The organism is Paracoccaceae bacterium, assembly GCA_019454225.1.
Lineage (GTDB): Bacteria > Pseudomonadota > Alphaproteobacteria > Rhodobacterales > Rhodobacteraceae.
The window spans coordinates 315,698-336,242 of the sequence record CP075370.1 but is presented as its reverse complement, the minus strand read 5'-3'; the positions used below and the strand labels follow the sequence as shown (position 1 = coordinate 336,242).

General features: G+C 70.4%; 19 protein-coding genes and 1 other RNA gene. 12 read left to right on the top strand and 8 right to left on the bottom strand.

Features of this window, described 5'->3' with window-relative positions:
* The gene (locus tag KF887_01620) at window positions 1-867 is read right to left on the bottom strand and encodes an alpha/beta fold hydrolase (GenBank protein QYK41871.1); all 867 of its coding nucleotides are present in this window, start codon (window positions 865-867) and stop codon (window positions 1-3) included.
* Between the two features lie 88 nt (window positions 868-955).
* Here KF887_01620 and KF887_01615 point away from each other — a divergent pair, with 88 nt between their 5' ends.
* The 7 genes from KF887_01615 (at window position 956) to KF887_01585 (ending at window position 8,444) form a co-directional block, all read left to right on the top strand.
* Entirely contained in the window at window positions 956-1,513 is a 558-nt protein-coding gene (locus tag KF887_01615; GenBank protein ID QYK41870.1) for a TetR/AcrR family transcriptional regulator, read from the top strand.
* A 38-nt stretch (window positions 1,514-1,551) separates the two neighbouring features.
* Window positions 1,552-1,650: signal recognition particle sRNA small type (gene ffs, locus KF887_01610), an RNA gene on the top strand.
* Window positions 1,651-1,703: 53 nt separating this feature from the next.
* Entirely contained in the window at window positions 1,704-4,631 is a 2,928-nt protein-coding gene (locus KF887_01605) for a CHAT domain-containing protein (GenBank protein QYK41869.1), read from the top strand.
* Window positions 4,632-4,725: 94 nt separating this feature from the next.
* On the top strand, window positions 4,726-6,444 hold the full coding sequence (locus tag KF887_01600) for a DNA polymerase III subunit gamma/tau (GenBank protein QYK41868.1): 1,719 nt from the start codon (window positions 4,726-4,728) through the stop codon (window positions 6,442-6,444).
* A 52-nt stretch (window positions 6,445-6,496) separates the two neighbouring features.
* Window positions 6,497-6,841 (top strand): YbaB/EbfC family nucleoid-associated protein, encoded by a 345-nt coding sequence (locus KF887_01595; GenBank protein ID QYK41867.1) that lies wholly within the window; start codon window positions 6,497-6,499, stop codon window positions 6,839-6,841.
* Window position 6,842: 1 nt separating this feature from the next.
* A complete protein-coding gene (recR, locus tag KF887_01590; GenBank protein ID QYK41866.1) occupies window positions 6,843-7,439 on the top strand; it encodes a recombination mediator RecR in 597 nt (198 codons plus the stop codon).
* 84 nt (window positions 7,440-7,523) lie between these two features.
* Complete coding sequence (locus KF887_01585) at window positions 7,524-8,444, top strand: peptidoglycan DD-metalloendopeptidase family protein (protein ID QYK41865.1); 921 nt, start codon at window positions 7,524-7,526, stop codon at window positions 8,442-8,444.
* A gap of 14 nt (window positions 8,445-8,458) precedes the next feature.
* Here the strand turns inward: KF887_01585 and KF887_01580 are convergent, their stop codons facing one another.
* On the bottom strand, window positions 8,459-9,214 hold the full coding sequence (locus KF887_01580) for a DUF1013 domain-containing protein (protein QYK41864.1): 756 nt from the start codon (window positions 9,212-9,214) through the stop codon (window positions 8,459-8,461).
* Window positions 9,215-9,337: 123 nt separating this feature from the next.
* On the opposite strand from KF887_01580, the gene KF887_01575 reads away from it, so the two are divergent.
* The 4 genes from KF887_01575 to KF887_01560 all read left to right on the top strand — a co-directional run bounded on the left by KF887_01575 (window position 9,338) and on the right by KF887_01560 (window position 12,834).
* Entirely contained in the window at window positions 9,338-9,976 is a 639-nt protein-coding gene (locus tag KF887_01575; protein ID QYK41863.1) for a ribonuclease T2, read from the top strand.
* Window positions 9,977-10,078: 102 nt separating this feature from the next.
* Window positions 10,079-10,639, top strand: a complete 561-nt coding sequence (locus tag KF887_01570; protein QYK41862.1) for a hypothetical protein — start codon at window positions 10,079-10,081, stop codon at window positions 10,637-10,639.
* 60 nt (window positions 10,640-10,699) lie between these two features.
* The gene (locus KF887_01565) at window positions 10,700-11,182 is read left to right on the top strand and encodes a gluconate 2-dehydrogenase subunit 3 family protein (protein ID QYK41861.1); all 483 of its coding nucleotides are present in this window, start codon (window positions 10,700-10,702) and stop codon (window positions 11,180-11,182) included.
* The gene (locus tag KF887_01560; protein ID QYK41860.1) at window positions 11,176-12,834 is read left to right on the top strand and encodes a GMC family oxidoreductase; all 1,659 of its coding nucleotides are present in this window, start codon (window positions 11,176-11,178) and stop codon (window positions 12,832-12,834) included. The genes KF887_01565 and KF887_01560 overlap by 7 nt, the downstream gene beginning before the upstream one ends.
* A gap of 5 nt (window positions 12,835-12,839) precedes the next feature.
* Here KF887_01560 and KF887_01555 read toward each other — a convergent pair whose 3' ends face one another.
* Window positions 12,840-13,832, bottom strand: a complete 993-nt coding sequence (locus KF887_01555; protein ID QYK41859.1) for an NAD(P)H-quinone oxidoreductase — start codon at window positions 13,830-13,832, stop codon at window positions 12,840-12,842.
* A 103-nt stretch (window positions 13,833-13,935) separates the two neighbouring features.
* Window positions 13,936-14,643 (bottom strand): COQ9 family protein, encoded by a 708-nt coding sequence (locus KF887_01550; protein QYK41858.1) that lies wholly within the window; start codon window positions 14,641-14,643, stop codon window positions 13,936-13,938.
* Window positions 14,644-14,762: 119 nt separating this feature from the next.
* Between KF887_01550 and rpsU the strand changes: the two genes are divergently transcribed.
* The gene (gene rpsU, locus KF887_01545; protein QYK41857.1) at window positions 14,763-14,969 is read left to right on the top strand and encodes a 30S ribosomal protein S21; all 207 of its coding nucleotides are present in this window, start codon (window positions 14,763-14,765) and stop codon (window positions 14,967-14,969) included.
* A gap of 82 nt (window positions 14,970-15,051) precedes the next feature.
* Here the strand turns inward: rpsU and KF887_01540 are convergent, their stop codons facing one another.
* From KF887_01540 to KF887_01525, 4 genes are all read right to left on the bottom strand, one after another.
* On the bottom strand, window positions 15,052-15,996 hold the full coding sequence (locus KF887_01540; GenBank protein QYK41856.1) for a hypothetical protein: 945 nt from the start codon (window positions 15,994-15,996) through the stop codon (window positions 15,052-15,054).
* 55 nt (window positions 15,997-16,051) lie between these two features.
* Entirely contained in the window at window positions 16,052-16,909 is an 858-nt protein-coding gene (locus KF887_01535) for a 4-(cytidine 5'-diphospho)-2-C-methyl-D-erythritol kinase (protein ID QYK41855.1), read from the bottom strand.
* The gene (locus KF887_01530; protein ID QYK41854.1) at window positions 16,887-18,605 is read right to left on the bottom strand and encodes a tetratricopeptide repeat protein; all 1,719 of its coding nucleotides are present in this window, start codon (window positions 18,603-18,605) and stop codon (window positions 16,887-16,889) included. Before KF887_01530 ends, KF887_01535 begins: the two co-directional genes overlap by 23 nt.
* 105 nt (window positions 18,606-18,710) lie before the next feature.
* Window positions 18,711-20,354 carry an electron transfer flavoprotein-ubiquinone oxidoreductase gene (locus tag KF887_01525; GenBank protein ID QYK41853.1) on the bottom strand — a complete coding sequence of 548 codons (1,644 nt, stop codon included), beginning with the start codon at window positions 20,352-20,354 and terminating at the stop codon, window positions 18,711-18,713.
* Window positions 20,355-20,545: the final 191 nt, after the last annotated feature.

Sequence of the window (20,545 nt, the reverse complement as noted above, 5' to 3'; positions counted from 1 at the left end):
CTAATCGATCAGCCGCGGCCAGACCGCCGCGTTGCGCCGCGCGAAGACGCCCAGGTGCCCGATCTGCTGCAACCCGAAATCCCGCCCGCGCAACACGACCTGCCGCTTCATCGCGCGCGGGTAAAGGGCCATCGCGCGCCAGACCGCCGCGGGCGGCGCCCAGGCGTCATCCTCAACCGCAACGACCCGCATCGTGCCGCCGACCGCTGCCGGATCGGGAAGCGGCAGCCGCGTGCCCACGTCCGACAGGTGGAATCCCCCGGCCAGGCACCAGCGGCGCCAGTCGGCATAGACGCCTTTCGGGATCGGCGTGCCGAGGCCAGCCCAACCGGGCAGATGGCCCATCGCGCGCACCAGCGGCGGCATCAGGTGCCAGAACGCCCATGCCTTTGCCCGGAAAGCCGGCGGATGGTCGGCCAGGCTTACCAGGCCCGCCCCCACGAGGATGGTGCGTTCGACCCCCTCCATGGCCGGATGATACCCCAGCATCAGCCCGCCCAGCGAATGCCCGATGACCCATGCCGGAACCCCGGGGACCAGCCGCCTGACTGCCGACAGCGCCGCGGCCTGATCGCGCAGGCCCCAGTCCGCCATTGTCGCCGACGACCGTGCCATCGGCCCCCGGGCCGAGGCGCCAAAACCCCGGTAGTCGTAGGTCAGGACCGCCAGCGACCGTTCGGCGGCCAGCCATTCGGCAAAGGCGCGGTAGAACCCCATGGGCACCGCAGTCGCCCCGTGGATCACCACCGCCGCGCGGGGGCGCCCGGCCGGGCGGTACAGGTGCCCGGTCAGCAGGGCACCATCGGCGGTGATGCGCACGGTGTCGACCACCGGCGTCGCGGAATGGATGGGTTGTTCGATGCTCATGGCAGTTCCCGCACTAGACCGATCGGTCCATACCATGTCTAGACCGATCAGTCTAGCGTCCCGCCGCATCTTCCGCTATCACCCGCGGATGACCCACGATACCGACGATCGCCCCACCCGCGAGCGCCTGACCGAGGCCGCCGCGCTGCTGTTCCGGCGGCAGGGCTATCACGCGACCGGCGTGGCCGAGATCCTCGCGGTTGCGAATGCGCCCAAGGGTTCGCTCTACCACCACTTTCCAGAGGGGAAGTCCGATCTGGCCCGTGCTGCCGCAGACTGGACAGCCGATCTTTTGATCCGGATCATCGACGATGCCTTCGGAGCAGCTGTCGACTGGCGCCATGGCATCTCCACGCTCTGCCACAAGCTTGCCAAACTGTTCGATCTGGCCGAATCGGCCAATGCCTGCCCGATTTCGGCACTGCTGTTCGACGGCCCCGACAGCGACGCCTTTCGCGCCCATGCCGACGCCGTGTTCACCCGCCTTGCGGGTGCGTTGGCCGGCCACGCGCGCCGCCTGCATCAGGCTGCGCCCGAGGCGAAGGCAGAAACGCTGCTGATCATGATCGAAGGCGGCTGGACATTGGCGCGCGCGCGCCGCCAGTCGGACGTGTTGCGCCGCTTGCCCGATCACCTGCACGGCTGACACTTGCGAATCCCGCTGCGCCCGACTATGTGCGCATCCGAGAGGTTGGCGCGGGCAGGTGCCTCGCCAACCCGGTCAGGTCCGGAAGGAAGCAGCCGTAACGAGCCCCACTTGGGTCGTTGTCCAGCCTCTCACCCAATGCACCGGATTTGTCACTTGCCGGAACGCGGCGCGCGGATAGCATCGCGTCATGCTGCGCGCCCTTGTCCTGACGCTGGTCCTTGCCACCCCTGCCGCCGCGCAGGAAATGACGAAGGCACAGGAACAGGCCTACACCCGCCTGTGGGAAATGACCGTCGCCGCCAATGCGCTGCATGCGGCCGGCGATCTGGCAGGGGCCGAGGCGGGCTATGCCGAGACGCTTTCGCTGATTGACCGCGAACTGCCGGACGAGCCGCTTACCCGCGCAGCGGCGCTGCACAACCTTGCTGCAGTCCGCGCCGATCGGGGGCGGCTGCAGGACGCAGAGGAGACGGCGCGCGAGGTCTTGCGCCTGCGGCTCGAGAATGGCGGCGCCACAACGGCCGTCGCGTCGACGCACCGGCTGCTCTCGTCGATCCTGCGCGACCTTGATCGCATCCCCGAGGCGCGGGCAGAGATCGAGGCCGCCGTCATCCTGACGCTCAATGATCCAGCGGCCGACAATGCGCGCCTGGTCGCCGATTTCACCGGTCTGGCCGTCATGACGGCAGAGACCGGCGACCACGCGGGCGCTGCCGAACTCATGGGCCAGCTGGAACCCCTGCTGCCCGACCTCTCGCCTGCCAACGCGGCGCGGGTCTTTGTCGCCCTTGGACGGGTCGAATCGCTCGCAGGGCGCCCGGAGCGCGCCGAACTGGGCTATCGTGAGGCTGCCGCCCGCAGCGCCGCGATCCCCGCCGACGATCCCGACTGGACACTTCAGGACCGCGCGAATGTGATCGGCAACCTGGCCTCTATGCTGTTGCAGCAGTCGCGTGAACGCGAGGCGGAACCGCTGTTCCGCGAGGCATTGACGCTGGCGCAGGGCCTTTCGCCGCTGGTCCGCGCGAACCTGCTCGATGGCCTGGGGACCGCGCTTGCGGCACAGGGCCAGATGCAGGCGGCATGGGACGCGCAGCGCCAGGCGCTCGACCTGCGGATCGCTGCGCTGCCGCCGAACCACCCGGCGCTCGCCGCCTCTTTCGCGCTGACGGGCGAGACGATCCTGCGTGCGGGCGATCCCGCGACCGCGCGCGATGCCCTGTCGCGCGCCGTCGAGATCGCCACCGAAGGAAATGACCCGCTTCGCGCCGCGCGCGCTGCCCTGCGGCTGGCTGCCGCCGAGGCCGCGATGGGCGATACCGCCTTTGGCCGGGCAGAAGAGGCCGAGACGGTTCTGGCGGGCCTCTTGCCCGCAGGTCACCCCGAAGTCGCAGGCGCCCGCTTCATCGCCGCCTCCATCGCCCTGGCCGAGAACAATGCCCCTGCGGCCCTGCCGCTTGCCCGTCAGGCGCTTGCCGGGATCACCGATCGCCTGGCGCGTGCCGGTGCGGATGCCACCGTCGCGGCGACCGGCGGCACCGACCTGCGGCGCATGGTGCTGCCCGTTGCCTCGGCAGCCTGGGGTGTCGATCGGCAGGGCCTGATGGACGAGGCATTCCGGGCGGTCCAATGGGCGACGATGACCGCCGCATCCCGCGCCACGCAGCGCATGGCCGCCCGCACGGCGGCGGCGGATGGCGAACTGGCCGCGCTTGCCCGGTCAAAGCAGGATCTGGTCAACCAGTGGCAAGAAGCCGACCGCGCCTATCTGGCGGCACTTTCGCAGGGCGATACCGATGCCGAGCGTGCCCGGCTCGATAGCCTCGAGTCTGCCATCGCGGAGGCGGAATCCGATCTTGCCGCTCGGTTCCCGGCCTATGCCGCGCTTGTCACGCCGGCCCCCCTGGCGGTGGCAGAGGTGCAATCGCGCCTCGGGCCGGACGAGACGCTCCTGATGTTCGCGACCGCGCCAGCGGAAACCTTCGTCTTTGCCATTACCGCGGATGGCGCCACATGGCACCGCGCGGACCTGCCTGCCCAGACGCTGGCCGACCGCGTGGCGCGGCTGCGCGCCGATCTCGACCCGGTCGGCCCCGCCCGAGCAGCCGTTGCCCTGGACGACAGCGCGGGCCCGCGCATCCGCCCGTTCGACCGTGCCACCGCGCATGCCTTGTACGCCGATCTGATTGCGCCGCTGGCGGCCAGCCTGCGGCCACGGGTTCTGGTGGTTGCGGATGGTGCGCTGACCTCGCTGCCGCTTGCGGTGCTCGTGACCGCGCCACCCGAAGGGGCCGACGACGACCCGGCATCCCTTGCGGCGACCAGCTGGCTTGCCGACGGGCATGCCTTTGCCACACTGCCCTCGGTGCGGTCGCTGGCCTCGCTGCGCGACCTGCCGCGCGGCACGGTTGCGGCATCGGGCTTCGTGGGGTTCGGCGCACCCGATTTCACCGGCACGGGCCGACCGCCCGATCCGGTCGCGGCGTTCGACGGTGCCACGGCCCGCACGGCGGCTCTGCGCGCCCTTGCCCCTCTGCCCGGCACGCGCCGCGAGCTTTCCGGTCTTGCGCGGCAGCTTGGCGCAGCCGATGCGGCGCTGCATCTCGGTTCGCGGGCCACCGAGGCAGCGGTGCGGCAGGCCGATCTGACCGGGGCGCGCATCCTGGCCTTTGCTACCCATGGCCTGCTTGCCGGCGAGATTGCCGGGCTGGCAGAACCCGCCCTCGCCTTTACCCCGCCCCTCGCCCCCACGGCCGCCGATGACGGCCTGCTGACCGCGTCCGAGGTTCTGGACCTGCGTCTGGCCGCCGACTGGGTGATCCTGTCGGCCTGCAACACGGCGGGCGCCGACGGCACGCCCGGGGCGGACGGCCTGTCGGGCCTGGCCTCGGCGTTTCTCTATGCGGGCGCCCGTGGCCTGCTGGTCAGCCACTGGCCCGTGGGCGATGCCGCCGCCGAACGGCTGACGCAGAGGGCGGTAGGCCGGCTGCTGGACAACCCGGATGCCGGGCAGGCTGGCGCGCTTGCGGGGGCGATGGACGATCTGCGCGCCGACCCCGCCTTTGCCCACCCGGCGGCATGGGCGCCCTTTGTCGTTGTAGGCGACGGGCGATAGCCGCGCACCGGCGGTGCCGGCGCCCGATTGGCGTCCAACCCCTGTGGACCTGTCCCGGCCTCTCCCCTACGGTCGGCGAAACGATGGGAATCCCATGACCGACACCGCCTACCGTGTTCTTGCCCGCAAGTATCGCCCGCAGACCTTCGCCGACCTGATCGGGCAGGATGCCATGGTGCGCACGCTGAAGAACGCGTTTGCGGCTGACCGCATCCATCACGCCTTCATCATGACCGGGGTGCGCGGCGTCGGAAAGACCACGACGGCGCGGATCATCGCAAAGGGCCTGAACTGCGTCGGACCCGACGGCACCGGCGGGCCCACGACCGAACCCTGCGGAGTTTGCGACCCCTGCCGCGCCATTGCCGAGGGCCGCCACGTCGACGTGATGGAGATGGACGCCGCCAGCCGCACCGGCGTGGGCGATATCCGCGAGATCATCGACAGCGTCCACTACCGGGCCGCGTCGGCCCGCTACAAGATCTACATCATCGACGAGGTGCACATGCTGTCCACCTCGGCCTTCAACGCGCTTCTCAAGACGCTTGAGGAACCGCCCGCGCATGTGAAGTTCATCTTTGCCACCACCGAAATCCGCAAGGTTCCGGTTACCGTGCTCTCGCGCTGCCAGAGGTTCGACCTGCGGCGGATCGAGCCCGAGGTGATGATGGCGCATCTCGCCTCGGTCGCCGCCGCGGAGGGCGCCGAGCTGCCGCGGGATGCGCTTGCGGTGATCACACGGGCAGCCGAGGGTTCGGTGCGCGATGCGATGAGCCTGATGGATCAGGCGATTTCCCATGGTGCCGGGGGCATCAGCGCGGCCGAGGTGCGGGCCATGCTGGGGCTGGCCGACCGGGGCCGGGTGCTCGACCTGTTCGAGATGGTGATGCGGGGTGACGCGGCGGCGGCGCTGTCGGAACTTGGCGCGCAATATGCCGACGGCGCCGATCCGATGGCGGTGCTGCGCGACCTGGCAGAGGTGACGCACTGGATTTCGGTGATCAAGATCACCGCGGAAGCCGCCGACGACCCCACCATCCCGCCGGATGAACGCGACCGTGGCCGCACCATGGCCGCCGCCCTGCCCAAGCGTGCGCTGCATCGGGCCTGGCAGATGCTGCTGAAGGCGATGGAAGAGGTGTCGCTGGCGCCCAACGCGATGATGGCGGCGGAAATGGCGATCATCCGGCTGACCCATGTGGCCGACCTGCCCGACCCGGAGACGCTGATCCGGCAATTGCAGGGGGCGGCACCGCCCGCCGCCGCAGCGGCCGGGGGGGCGACATCGGCGGCGGCGCTTGGCGCCACGCCGCGTGCGATCTCGGCCCCGCGCGGGGGGGGACCGGTGGCGCAGGCCGCCCCGGCTGTGCTGCCCGAGGCCGGGCTTCATGCCTATGGCCGGTTCGAGGATGTGCTGGACCTGATCCGCGACCGGCGGGACGTGGCGCTGCTGGTCGAGGTGGAAAAGCATCTGAAACTGGTACGTTACGCCCCGGGACGGATCGAGTTCGAGCCCACCGCCGACGCCCCGCGCGACCTGGCGGCGCGGCTGTCGCAGCGGCTGCAGGGCTGGACAGGCGGACGTTGGGGGGTCTCGGTGGTGTCCTCGGGCGGCGGCCTGACGGTGGCCGAGGCGCGGGTGGCGGACCGGGAGCGCGACCATGCCGAACTGCGCGAGAACCCGATGATCCGCGCCGTCTTTGATGCCTTTCCGGACGCCCGGATCCTGGAGGTGCGGCATCTTGCGGACCTTGCGGCAAACGAGGCGCTGCCCGAGGCGGATGACGACTGGGACCCGTTCGAGGAGGGTTGAGGGTGGTCCCGCGGGCGCTTATCCTGCCGGGCGAACCATCGGGAGAACGGGTATGCTGAAAGGTCTGGGCGGGCTTGGCGACATGGCCAAGATGATGAAGGCCGCACAGGAGCTGCAGGGAAAAATGCAGCAGGCGCAAGAGGATCTGGCCCGGATCGTGGTACTGGGCGAGGCCGGCGCGGGGCTGGTCAAGGTGCGCTGCACGGCGACCGGCGACCTGACCGGACTGGATATCGACCCCTCGATCCTGGTGGCCTCGGAGAAGGAGATCGTCGAGGATCTGATCATCGCGGCGATCAAGGATGCACAGGTCAAGGCGGCGGCGCGACATCAGTCGGAGATGGCCAAGCTGACCGAGGGGCTGGGCCTGCCGCCGGGCATGAAACTGCCATTCTGACATGGACGAAGCCCCGCGCGATATCGCGCAACTGATTGATCTTATGGCACGATTGCCAGGGCTTGGGCCAAGGTCGGCGCGCCGGGCGGTGCTGGCGCTCTTGAAGAAGCGCGAAGGGCTGATGGCCCCATTGGCGCAGGCCATGGCACAGGTCGCGATCAACGCCCGGGATTGCACCAGATGTGGGAACATCGGCACGGCGGAGCTTTGCGCGATCTGCGCCGATCCACGGCGGGCGAATGGCGAGGTCTGCGTGGTCGAGGATGTGGCCGATCTTTGGGCGATGGAGCGGGCGGGGGTGTTCCGGGGCACCTATCATGTGCTGGGCGGCACGCTGTCGGCGCTCGACGGGTTGGGGCCGGATGAACTGCGGATACCCGATCTTGTGGCGCGCGTGGCGGATGAGGGGGTGACGGAGGTCATCCTGGCGCTGAATGCCACGGTCGACGGGCAGACCACGGCGCATTACATCGCCGAGGCGCTTGGCCCTGGTGTGGCGGTGACCTCGCTGGCGCAGGGCGTGCCGGTGGGGGGCGAACTGGACTATCTGGACGACGGCACGATCGGGGCGGCGCTGCGGGCGCGGCGGAGGGTGTAAACGGATGATTAACGGTCTGGCACGCGTATGGCAGGCGTATGGCCTGCGTCTGGCCGGAAGCCCCCCGATCCGCGGCCCGAAAGGATGACCGGCGACCGGATCGCACGGCGGATCGCGGAGGATTTCGCGGCGGGTGAGCGAGACCTCTACGCCGCGCTGGGGCGGGCGGTGGCCGCGATGTCACCGGAACGCGGAACCGAGGCGGCGCGCCTGGCCCGCGCCGCCGTGGCGGCCTGTGGCGGTGCGGCGGGCGACCGCCTGCGGTCGGTCGATGCGGGGCTGCTGGCTGCCGTCGCGCGCAAGGCTGCGGGGTTCCCGGCGGTGGAGGGTGCCGACCTTCTGCCCGGCCTGCTGGCAAGCCTTCCAGCGGTGCCGATGTTCCACCCCGATCCGGCCGCGTCAGCCACGACACCCCTGCCGACGGGCGGTCAGCGCCCCGACATGCCTGCCTTCAGCGACCGCGCCTTTGACGGCTGGTTCGCGGCGACCGGAGCGGCCTATGGCCTGGGTCTTTATGGCGAGGATCGCGACGTCTATCGCAGCCCGCAGTTTGCCGATGCCGCCAGCCCCGAGCGTCGCACCGTGCACCTGGGCGTCGATGTGTTCGCACCGGCCGGAACGGCGGTTCATGCGCCGCTGCCCGGACGTGTGGCGCGGGTGGCCTACAACGCCGATCCGCTGGACTATGGCCACACGCTGATCCTGGAGCATGAGGCGGACGGGCGGCGGTTCTGGCTGCTGGTGGGGCATCTGGGCGGCAGCCTGCCCGCCCTGTGCCGCGAGGGCGCAACGGTGGAGCCGGGGCAGGTGGTGGCGCATCTGGGCGACTGGCACGAGAATGGCGGGTGGAGCCCGCACGCCCATGTGCAGGTGATCGCGGACCGGCTGGAACAGGACGCCAATTTCTTCGGTGTCGGCCACGCCAGCCTGTGGCCGGTGTGGCGCGACGTCAGCCCCGATGCGAACCTGATCCTGCGGCTGCCGCCCGCGGCCTTTCGCCCCTGACGGGCCGCCGGGGTTCAGCGCACCAGCTTGTCGTCCTCGTCATCCTCGTCGTCATCGGCCTGCGGCAGGTTGAAGAAGCTGTCGGCATCCGAATAGTCGGCAGGCTTCTTTTCCGTCTCGGACAGGGTGAAATCGCCCAGGGCTGCGACCGAGGCGGGGATGCGGGTTTCGGGCGCCATGCCGAGGCTCTGTTCGGTGGAGACGAGCTTGCGCCGTTCGTCATCCGACATGACCTTGCCTTCGGCCGCCTTCTTGCGCGCGGCGGCCTGCACGGCGGCGTCAAGCTCGGTCTGCTTGCAGAGGCCGAGCGCGACCGGATCGATCGGGGTGATCTGGCTGATGTTCCAGTGGGTGCGTTCGCGGATCGACAGGATCGTGGGCTTGGTGGTGCCCACCAGCTTGCCGATGGCGCCATCGCTGAGTTCGGGATGGAACTTGACCAGCCACAGGATGGCCGCCGGGCGGTCCTGACGCTTGGACAGGGGGGTGTAGCGCGGACCCCGGCGCTTTTCCTCGCCCTGGGCGGCGGCGTTGTACTTGAGCTTGAGCCGGTAGAGCGGATCCTTCTCGCCCCGCTCGATCTCGATCGGGTCGAGCTGGTTGTTCGCCACCGGATCGAAGCCCTTGACCCCGCCCGCCACATCGCCATCGGCGATGCCCTGCACCTCCAGCTCGTGCAGGCCGCAGAACTCGGCGATCTGGCGGAAGCTGAGCGTGGTGTTGTCCACCAGCCAGACGGCGGTGGCCTTTGCCATCAGGGGCTTGTTCATCGTGGCGGCTCCTTTACACATCCCTCGCGGGCCGGGAAACGGCTGCGGACCCTGGCCCGCGGTTCCTCGATGTCGGGGAATTCAGCGCGATATAGGCGGAAATGACGCCGGAGGGAAGGGAAAATGCGCACTCTCCTGGTTCTGGCGCTTGTGCTCGGGGCGGTCTCGGCGCGGGCCGAGGGCGAACGGGCAGGCGATTTCGACTATTACGTGATGGCGCTGTCATGGTCGCCGACCTGGTGCGCGCTGGAGGGCGACGCCCGCGGCGGCGAACCGCAATGCGCCCGCGGGTCGGGCCGGGACTTCGTTCTGCACGGGCTGTGGCCGCAGCACGAGAACGGCTGGCCATCCTACTGCCGGACGGTGGAGCGGGACCCCTCGCGCGGGGACACGGCGGCGGTGGCCGACCTGTTCGGCGGCGCGGGGCAGGCCTTCTATCAGTGGAAGAAGCACGGACGCTGTTCGGGGCTGGCGGCGCGGGACTATTTCGCGCTGGCACGGCGGGCCTATGGCGCGGTGCAGGTGCCGCCGGTGCTGCGCGAGGTGAAGAAGGTGCTGAAGGTGCCCGCCGAGGTGATCGAGGGCGCATTCCTGGAACGGAACCCCGGGCTTTCGCGCGACATGGTGACGGTGACCTGCCGCGCGGGGATGATCCAGGAGGTGCGGGTCTGCCTGACGAAGGACCTGACGCCGCGCCGCTGCGGGGCCGATGCCATCCGCGACTGCCGGATGACGGACGCGGGGCTGCCGCCGGTGCGGTGAATTGGCCGGAGGCAGGTTAGTGCTTGTAAAGAAGCCGTGATCTGGCACAATCGCGCACGTGCGGCGTGGTGTGGCCGCGCGGATGGGATTTGAGGATTGAGCATGAAATCGTTGCGTCTGTCGGCCTTTGCGGCCGCGATCATCCTGGCAACCGGCGCGGTCCTGCCTGCGCATGCGGGCAAGGGGCCCATTCCGGTCGAGACTTCGGTTACCACGGCAAAGACCACGACCAAGGCCTTCGTCGGGCTCAACTGGACATTCGGGGCCAAGAAGGGGCCGGAGCTGGTTCTGGGCGTGGCGTCGGGCAAGGCCAAGCCGTCGGGCAATGTCACCGGCGGGCGGGCCTCGGTGCATGTGGGTCTGGGGGGCGGCAGCCCGGTCTTCAACGGCGTCAAGCTGACGGCCTTCGCCGGCGGCAGCGACCTGCAGGGCGAGGTGGGCGTCGGGTTCGGCGGTGCCGGCGGCGGTGCCTTTGGCGTTGTCGGCGTGATGGGACCCCATGCCAATGCCGGGGTCGACATCTATTTCGATCGCCGCGTGTCGCCCTACATCGGGATAAACACCCTGGGCAAGTTCAAGCCGACCACGACCACCACGACGACCTTCCCCGAGGATGAGGAAGATCCGGGCGACCTGGAAGTGACAAGCGTCGGTCTGGAATAGCACCGACCCAGGCGGCGCCGGAGTCGGCGGCGCCTGTCGGCACATCGGATGGCCGTGGCGATGACGGGAACGAGGATGGCCAGCCGCCGTCAGGTGATGGTGGCGGCCCTGGCCGCGATGGCTGCGTTGCCTCTTGCAACGCGGATCGCGGCTTCTCCCTCTGGTGAACGGGCGGGCACGCTTGCGGCGTTCCTCGACACGCTGCTGCCTGCCGACGACCTGACGCCCGCCGCCTCGGCGCTGGGCCTGGTGCAGGAGGTCGAGGGGCTGGCGGCCGAGGTGCCGCTGTTCGACAGGCTGATCGCCTATGGCACGGCCTGGCTGGACGAGGTGGCAGGGGGTGACTTCGCCGCCCTCGGGTCCGACGACCGTGACCGCGTGGCGGCCTGGATGGAGACCTCGGACTATGACGAGGTGCCGGGGCGGTTCTTCCACGTGATGCGCACCACGGCGATCGAGCTGTACTATGCGCATCCCGAGGCGCTGGCGGGCCTGCCGGTGAACGCGGCGCCGATGCCTCTGGGCTATCCGCCGCCATGGTAGATGCGCCCGATGTCGTGGTGGTCGGCGCGGGTGCGGGCGGCGGCGCAGTGGCCCATGCCCTGACCGCGGCTGGCGCGCGCGTGCTGCTGCTGGAGGCCGGGCCGAGGTTCGACCCGGTGCGCGACTATCCGCAGACGGCGCCCGACTGGGAGCGCCGCAGCTTTCCGGCGCCCCCCGGCAGCCGGGGGGCGGTGACCTTTGGCGATCTGGGGGCCTGCGACGCGGCCGATGCCGATCTGGCGTCCTGGACGGCCGCGCAACCCCGGCGCGCGCCACCGGCGCGGCGCGAGGTGACGGGCGAGGGCTACTGGCATGTGCAGGGATGGGGTGGCACCACGCTGCATTTCATCGGCGAGGCGCACCGGATGCATCCGCAGGCGATGCGCCTGCGCAGCGTCACCGGCGCGGGCGTCGACTGGCCGATCGGCTATGACGATTTGGAGCCGTTCTATCTTCAGGCCGAAACCGTGCTGGGCGTGGCCGGACCCGCGGAGGCCGGGGATCGCTGGCGATCCGCCCCCTATCCGCTGCCGGCCCATCCGCTGAGCCCGGGGGCGCGGCGGCTGGCCGAGGCGGGCGCGCGGCTGGGCCTGCCGTGGGAGGCGAACGCGCGCGCCGCCCTGTCGCAACCCTGGGACGACCGGCCGGGCTGCATCTATTGCGGGCAGTGCGGCCGCGGCTGCCCGATCGGCGACAAGGGATCGGCCGACGTCACCTTTCTGCGACGGGCCGAGGTGACGGGGCGGCTGGAGGCCCGGGTGAACGCCCCGGTGCTGCGGCTGCATCCGGGCGCGGGTGGGCGGATCGTGGCGCTGGACCATCTGGATGGCGACCGCGTGGTCCGGGTGGAGACGCCGGTGCTCGTGCTGGCGGCGGGCGCGGTGCAGACGCCGCGCCTGTTGCTGCTGTCGGCCGGTCCCGAGGCGCCCGGCGGGGTGGCGAACGGATCGGGCCATGTCGGGCGGCATTTCATCGAGACGCTGTCCTGGCTGGGCACGGGGCTGGTGCCCGGGCTGTCGGGAACGCATCTGGGCCTGCCGTCGGACGCCATATGCTGGGGCCTGAACGCGCCGGGGTCGGTGCCCGGCCTGCCCGGCGGTTGCCGGTTCCACGCCGCCACGCAGGAACGCGGCCTGAACGGTCCGGTGGCCTATGGCACGCGGGTGGTGCCGGGCTTCGGGGCGGGGTTCAAGGCGGCGTTGCGGGCCGGGTTCGGAACCGCGCTGAGCGTGGGCGCGATGGGCGAGAAGCTGCCCGACGAGGTGTCGCGCGTCGACCTTGACCCCGAGGCGCGCGATGGCATGGGCCTGGCGCTGCCCCGGATCACGTCGGTGCTGGGCCGCCAGGATATCGCGCTGCTGCGGTTCATGGCGGGCGAGGCCCGCCGCCTGCTGGCCGAGGCGGGGGCCGTGGCGATGGCCGAGGAAGGCGGATCCTGGGACGGGTTTTCGGCCACGCATGTCTTTGGCACATGCCGCATGGCGGCGCGGCGCGAGGACGGAGTGGTGGGGCCGGACGGGCGGGCCTTTGACCACGGCAACCTGTGGATTGCCGATGCCAGCGTCTTTCCCACCGGGGGCGGGGGCGAATCGCCGTCGCTGACCGTTCAGGCGCTGGCCCTGCGCACGGCGGCCGCGATCCTGGCGGGGTAGGGACGCTAGCCCCCCACGCGCAGCACGATCTTGCCGATGTGCCCCGAGCTTTCGAGCCGCCAATGCGCCTTGGCGGCGTCGGCCAGCGGAAACTCGCTGTCCATCACCGGTTTCATCCGTCCGGCGGCGACCATCGGCCAGACATGCCGTTCGACCTCGGCGGCGATGCGGGCCTTGGCAAGGTCGGACTGCGGCCGCAGCGTGGAGCCGGTGATGGTGAGACGGCGCACCATCACCTCGGCAAAGTTCAGCTCGACCTTGGGGCCCTGGAGAAAGGCGATCTGGACCAGCCGCCCGTCGTCGGCAAGGGCGCGAACGTTGCGCGGCAGGTAGGGACCGCCGACCATGTCGAGGATCAGATCGGCGCCGCCCTGCTTGCGCAGGGCCTCGGACCAGTCCTCGCTGCGGTAGTCCATCGCGCTTTCGGCGCCGAGCGCGAGGCAGGCCGCGCATTTGTCGGGGTTGCCCGCCGTGGTGAAGACGCGGGCACCGATGGCGGCGGCGATCTGGATGGCGGTGGTGCCGATGCCCGACGATCCGCCGTGGACCAGGAAGCGTTCCCCGGCCCGCAGGCTGCCGCGCATCACCACGTTCGACCAGACAGTGAAGACCGTCTCGGGCAGGCAGGCGGCCTCTCGCAGGGTCAGGCCGCCGGGGATCGGCAGGGCATGGTCGGCATGGGTCAGCGCATATTCGGCATAGCCGCCGCCGGGCAGCAGGGCGCAGACCTGATCACCCTCTTTCCATCGGGTGACGCCGGGGCCGACCGCGGCCACATGGCCCGCCCCTTCCAGCCCCGGCAGGGGCGATGCGCCGGGCGGCGGCGCATAGCTGCCCGCGCGCTGCAGCGCGTCGGGGCGGTTCACCCCGGCCCAGGCAAGGCGGATCACGATCTGGCCATGCCCCGGCACGGGCACGGGCGCATCCGTCGGTTGCAGCATGTCGGGGCCGCCGGGGGCGGTGATGGCGACGGCGGTCATGGTATGGGGCAGGGTCATCGGTGCGCTTCCGGTGGGCGGGACGGCCCGGGGCGCGCGGCGGCCCCGGGAAAGGATGGCCGCACGAAAGGGCGGCAGGGCGCGAAAGGCAAGGGGCCGCGCGTCACATCCGCATGCGGCCGGGCAGGTCGGGCGGGGTTTCGGGCATCTTCGGCATGCCGAACCGCTCCATCGCCTTCAGCGGTCCGGCGAGCAGCGCGCGGGCGAGCGGGTTCTCGCGGAAGGCCGCCTTGGCCTTTTCGATGCGCATCACATCCTCGATGCGGCGGTCGAGGAAATCCCAGGTGCGGGCGTTTCCGGGGCTGTCATCGCCCAGCCAGTAGAGGACGGTGGAGGAATGCACCCCGGCGAGCGTCGCGCGCTTGGTGTACCAGGACAGGTTGCGTTCGGTGTCGCCGAGGGCGGTCCAGATCGCATCGGCAGTGGACCACAGCGCGCGGGCGCCGTCGGCGGCGTGGTTCGGCAGCGCGAAGAGCGTGGCGCCACGGCGCACCGGTTCCTTGTCGCCCGCCAGTTCGAGCCGGATGCGGATGGCGCGCGCGATGCGGTCGCGGAACCGCAGCGTGGCCAGATCCGTGCCGGCCAGGCGGCGGGCCATCTCGGCATCGCCCGCGCGATGCCAGGCCATGGCCAGATCGACCCCGCCGCGCGGGAACAGCGCGCGGGCCAGGGCCAGCGGTTCGCCCGAATCGGCCGCGGCCGCCCGGAGGGTGGCATCGGACCATCCTTCGAAGGGCACATGCGGCAGCGCGGCCGCGAGGATCGCGGCGCGGGCCGTTTCGGGAGTGCCTTTGTCTGCGGTGTTTTCCATTGGGTTCCCCCTTGCGGGACTGCATCGGCGGCGGTGGACAGGCCCGCCCCGGTCTGATACTAGCGCGCGGCCTGCACCATGACAGTGCAACTCTAGCTTAGGAAGGTGGTGACAACCACATGCAGGTCAGCGTTCGTGACAACAACGTCGAACAGGCGCTCCGTGCCCTGAAGAAAAAACTTCAGCGCGAAGGCGTGTTCCGCGAAATGAAGCTCAAGCAGCATTTCGAAAAGCCCAGCGTCAAGCGGGCCCGTGAACAGGCCGAGGCGATCCGCCGTGCGCGGAAGCTCGCGCGGAAGAAGGCGCAGCGGGAAGGCGCGCTGTAAGGCGATGTCGGCAAGCTGGGGCGGAAACGCCCGACGGGGACCCCCGCGGCATCAGGCCCGGGGGTTTTTCGTTGCGCGGGGGTCAGCCCGCGTTTCCCGCATGGGCATAGGCCGTGCCGTTCCAGCGCCAGAGGGCGAAGGGATTGGCCATGCCCGGCCCGTCTGACTGCATCCAGAGATCGGGCCAGCCCTGAACGCCGGGTGCGCCGGTGTCCATCCATACGGCCAGGCCGGTGGTGCCCAGGTGCTGCACCCAGCCACCGCCGGGCTGCGCGGTGAAGATGTGGCTGCCCGATGCGCCCATGCCGTAGACCGCGGTGGTGTCGTGGCCGATATGGGCCACCATGATGCGCCGCCCGTCGGGCCAGGCCGCGATGGCGGCGCGCAGGGTCTGCGTGCGGGGGGCGCCCAGCTGGGCGAGCATCCTGTCGTTCTCGGCCAGGACGGCGGCGAGTGCCGCGCGCGCCTCGACCTCGGCCTCGGGCGTCTCTTGCCCGTGGAAGGCGAGGAAGCGCGCGGGGTCGGTGCGGGGCGTTGCCGGCGGGGGCGCGGCGAGCGCCGCGCGGCAGGCGGCCAGGACCGGGGCCAGCGCACGGCTGGAGCCTGCCAGCGAGATCGGCCCGAAGATGTCGCGCGCGGTGCCCATGTCGATATCGACCTGCGCCCGGCGCCCTGCCTGGAGCGCAGCCAGAAGGGGCCCGTGCAGCGCCGGATCGTGGGGGCTGCGATAGACCAGCCAGCGGCTGTCGGGCAGGCGCGCGAAGGGCAGGCCGGCAAGGACGCGGCCATCGACCTGCACGCCGCCGGTGAAGGCATCGCCGTAGTCGCCCCCCGCGATGTCGATGCCGTAGCGCAGGCCCCGGCCCGGCACGCATTCCACCATGAAGCAGGCAAAGTTGCCGGTGACGGCGTCGTTCATCGGGCAGGTGCCGGTACCGGTGATGCCGTCCTGCACGAAACCGCGCCAGCCCTGCGCCTGGACGGGCAGGGACGCAAGGCACAGCAGAAGGGCAAGCGCGGTCCGCATTCCGGAAGTTTGCGCGATTCGCGCCGGGCCGGGCAAGCAGAAGCGCCCCGCCGGATCACCCGGGGGACGGATTGCCCAGGATCGCGGCATCGGCAACCCACCAGCCGGGACGCGCGGCGCGGATCTGTGCGGCGGCGGCGGCGGATTCGGCCGGGCTGGCGAACAGGCCGAAGCATGTGGCGCCCGAGCCCGACATCCGGGCAAGCAGGCAACCCGGGCTGTGCGACAGGGCGCCGAGCGTGTCGCCGATGACGGGGGCGATGGCCCGTGCGGCAGGTTCGAGATCGTTGCGGCAGGCCGCCAGCCAGGCGGCCAGTGCCGCGGCATCGGCAAGCCGGGGAAGCGCGGGCTGGGGTGGATTGTCGCGCCGCGACAGCGCGGCAAAGACGGCCGGTGTCGGCACGGCGACCGCGGGATTGACCAGCACGAGCCAGCCGGGCGGCAGCGGTGGCACGGGTTCCAGCACTTCGCCCACGCCGGACATGCGGGCGGCGGACCCGGCCAGGCAGACCGGCACATCGGCGCCAAGGGCCAGCACGGCATCGGCGGGCGGCAGCGCGCGGCCGGTCAGCCGTGCCAGCGCGCGCAGCGTCGCCGCCGCGTCGGCCGAACCGCCGCCGATGCCCGAGGCCAGGGGAAGCGCCTTCCACAGGGTCAGCGTGGCATCGGCAACGCCCATCGCCCGCGCGGCGCGCAGGACGAGGTTGTCGGGGCCGGATGAAAGCCCGGCGGCCTGCGGCCCCTCGATGCGCAGGCACAACCCCTGCCCGGAGTCCGCAGTGACCCTGTCACCCACGTCGGCAAAGACGACAAGGCTGTCGAGCAGGTGATAGCCGTCGGCCCGCTGCCCGGTGACGTGCAGCGTCAGATTGACCTTGGCAGGCGCGAACTCAGTTACCGGCGGGGGCGGCATGCGCGGTCTTGAGGGGCGGCGCGCCTTCGTCGGCCAGCACGCGGTCGAGGCCCAGTTCCAGCTTCTTGCGGATGCGGATGGCCTCTTTCTCCTCGGGGTTGAAGGACAGGGCGCGGCGCCACTGGAACCGCGCCTCCATCTGCCGCCCGACGGCCCAGTAGACGTCGCCCAGATGGTCGGTCACCACCGGATCGACGGGTTCCAGCACCGAGGCGCGTTCCATGGGCTCGACGGCCTCGGCGTAGCGGCCAAGGCGGAACAACCCCCAGGCCAGGCTGTCGATGATGTAGCCCGCATCGGGACGCGCCGCGACCGCGCGTTCGATCATGCCCAGTGCCTCGTCCAGACGCTCGCCCCGGTCGATCCAGGAGTATCCGAGGTAGTTCAGCACCTGCGGTTCATCGGGGTTCAGTTCGAGCGCCTTCAGGAAGTCGGGTTCGGCCTGGTCCCAGGTGCCCCGGCGTTCGTTGGCGATGCCGCGCCCGTAGAACACCGACCAGTGTTCGGGCTGCGGATCGCCCATGCGGGCGACGGCGTCGGTCAGGGCGTCCACCGCGTCGTCCCAGCGTTCGGCGCGGCGCAGCGCATCGCCCAGGGCCACATGCACCGACAGGCGTTCGGAGTGGGCGCGGGTCAGCCCGCGCAGCACCTCGATCGCCGCGTCGGCCTGCCCGGCGGCCTGGAGCGCGCGCGACCGTCCGATCTCGGCGGCGAAGAAGGCGCCGTCCGTGGGTGCGATCTGGGCATAGGTTTCGACCGCGAGGTCATATTGCCGCTGCTGTTCCAGCAGCCCGGCAGACAGAAGCACCGCCTCGGAATGGTCGGCGCGCAGCCAGGCGGCGAGCCGGGCATAGAGCAGCGTGTAGCCATCCGCAGCCTCGCCATTCAGCGCGACAGCGAGGGTGAAATAGACCTCGGCCATGCCATCCCGTGCATCGCGGGCGATGGTGAAGGGCAGGACCTCGCCAGCCGCCAGCCGGGTCTTGAGCGCGTCAAGGCCGGGGTCGGCATCGCCGGGGAACACCCGGACCAGCAGCGCCAGCGCCTCCGGCGCCTTTTCGAGCTGGCTGAGGATCTGGGCATGGGCGATGACGCCGCGGCGGGTCAGCCGGACCTCGCCCGCCGCGCGGCCCGACAGGATGTCGTCGGCACCCTCGAAATCTCCGACAGAGGCCAGAGCCAGCGCCTTGTGGTAAAGACCGAACGGTTCCAGCCCGCGCGATCCGGCGATCCGGTCGAAATCTTCAAGCGCCTCGGACATGCGGCCGGCGCCGACCTCGGCCCAGGCGAGAACCAGATCGTCCATCAGCTTGCCGACGGTGCGCCCCGCCTCGATATCGGCCAGCAGCGCGCCGAAGTCGCCGCGCCGGGCCTGATCGGCGATCAGCACCAGATGGGCCACCTGTGCGGGCGTCGGGGCCTGCGACAGGCGCCGCGCCACCGCGACGGCGCTTTCGATGCTGCCCGCGCTGACATGGGCGTTGATCGCGCCCTCCATCAGCACGGTGTTGCCGGGGTCGGCGGCCAGTGCGCGGGTGAACCACCCGGCGGCCTGCTTGTGATCCTCGCGGCTGCCGGCGATGCGGGCGGCAAGATAGGCGCCCGCGTCCTCATCCGCGCGCAGGGGCGCGGCCTGCCACGGCAGCGCCAGGGCGGCAGCAAGCAGGGTGACAAGGATCGGACGGTTCAGCGGCATCACGGCCTCCGGCTGGGCATCCCCTGAACCTAGGGCCGCGCGGGTGGGCTGTCCATCGGCGCGGGGGCGCGGGCGGGCCCGCTTGGGCGCCCGCTCGCGCAAATGTCACATGTTGGGATAGTTCGGACCGTCGCCACCCTGCGGGGTCGTCCAGTGGATGTTCTGGCTGGGGTCCTTGATGTCGCAGGTCTTGCAGTGCACGCAGTTCTGGAAATTGATCTGGAACCGCGCGTCCGCGCCCTCGCCCAGCACCTCGTAGACCCCGGCGGGGCAGTAGCGCTGCGCGGGTTCGGCATAGTCCGGAAGGTTGACCGCGATCGGCACCGACGCATCCTTGAGTGTCAGATGCGCGGGCTGGCTTTCCTCGTGGTTGGTGAAGCTGAAGGCGACGTTGGTCAGCCGGTCGAAGGACAACACGCCGTCGGGGCGCGGATAGGCGATGGGCTGGTGGTCGGCAGCCTTGCCGGTTGCCGCGGCATCGGACTTGCCGTGCTTCAGCGTGCCGAACAGGCTGAAGCCCAGCGTGTTCGTCCACATGTCCAGCCCGCCGCCCATCAGGCTGGCGACCAGGCCGTATTTCGACCAGAGCGGTTTCACGTTGCGCACCTTGCGCAGGTCGCGGCCGATGGCGCCATTGCGCACCTCGGTCTCATAGTCGGCAAGTTCGTCGCCCGCGCGCCCGGCCAGGATGGCGGCATGCGCCGCCTCGGCGGCGGCCTTTCCCGACAGCATGGCGTTGTGGTTGCCCTTGATGCGCGGCACGTTCACGAGCCCGGCAGAACAGCCGAGCAGCGCGACGCCGGGCGCCACCATCTTCGGGATCGACTGCCATCCCCCTTCCGAGATGGCGCGGGCGCCATAGGCCACGCGCTTGCCGCCCCTGAGGAGTTCGGCAACCATCGGGTGATGCTTGAACCGCTGGAATTCCATGTAGGGGTAAAGATAGGGGTTCTGGTAGTTCAGGTGGACCACGAAGCCCACATAGACCTGATTGTTCTCAAGGTGATAGATGAACGATCCGCCGCCCGCATTGCTGCCCAGCGGCCAGCCCATCGTATGTGTCACGGTGCCCGGGCGGTGCTTGGCCGGGTCGATTTCCCAGATCTCCTTCATCCCGAGGCCGAACTTCTGGGGATCCTTGCCATCCGACAGGGCGTATCTGGCGATCACTTCCTTCGACAGCGATCCGCGCACGCCCTCGGACAGGAAGACGTATTTCCCCAGGAGCTCCATCCCCGGTTCGTACTGCGGCCCCGGCGTGCCATCGGACTTGCGCCCCATCTCGCCCGCGACCACGCCGGCCACACGGTCGCCATCGTAGACCAGCGCGGAACAGGCCATGCCCGGGAAGATCTCGACCCCCAGACCCTCGGCTACCTGCGCCATCCAGCGGCAGACGTTGCCCATGCTGACGATGTAGTTGCCGTGGTTGTTCATCAGCGGCGGCATCGGCCAGTTGGGGATGCGGATCTGGCCTGCAGGGCCCAGCATGTAGAAGTTGTCTTCGGTGACAGGCGTGTGGATCGGCGCGTCCATCTTGCGCCAGTCGGGCAGCAGCGCGTCGAGGCCCGAAGGATCGAGAACCGCGCCCGACAGGATATGCGCCCCGACCTCGGAGCCCTTTTCCAGCACGACGACCGAGCGGTCGGGATCGAGCTGCTTCAGGCGGATGGCCGCCGACAGGCCCGCCGGACCGGCGCCCACGATCACCACATCGTATTCCATCTGCTCGCGGGTGATCTCGGCCATGCGGGTCTCCTGTCCGGTTTCCTTGCAACGCAAGCGATGTGCCCCACCCCCGACGCGGCGTCAACCGCGACGCGGCGTCCTGCCGACCGCAGGCGGTGCCCCCTTGCAAATCGCCGGTCACTGGGGTCAGGTAATCCCGATGTGCGCAAGGACATGGCCTGCAAGGGCCATGGCCTTGTCATTTTGGCAGG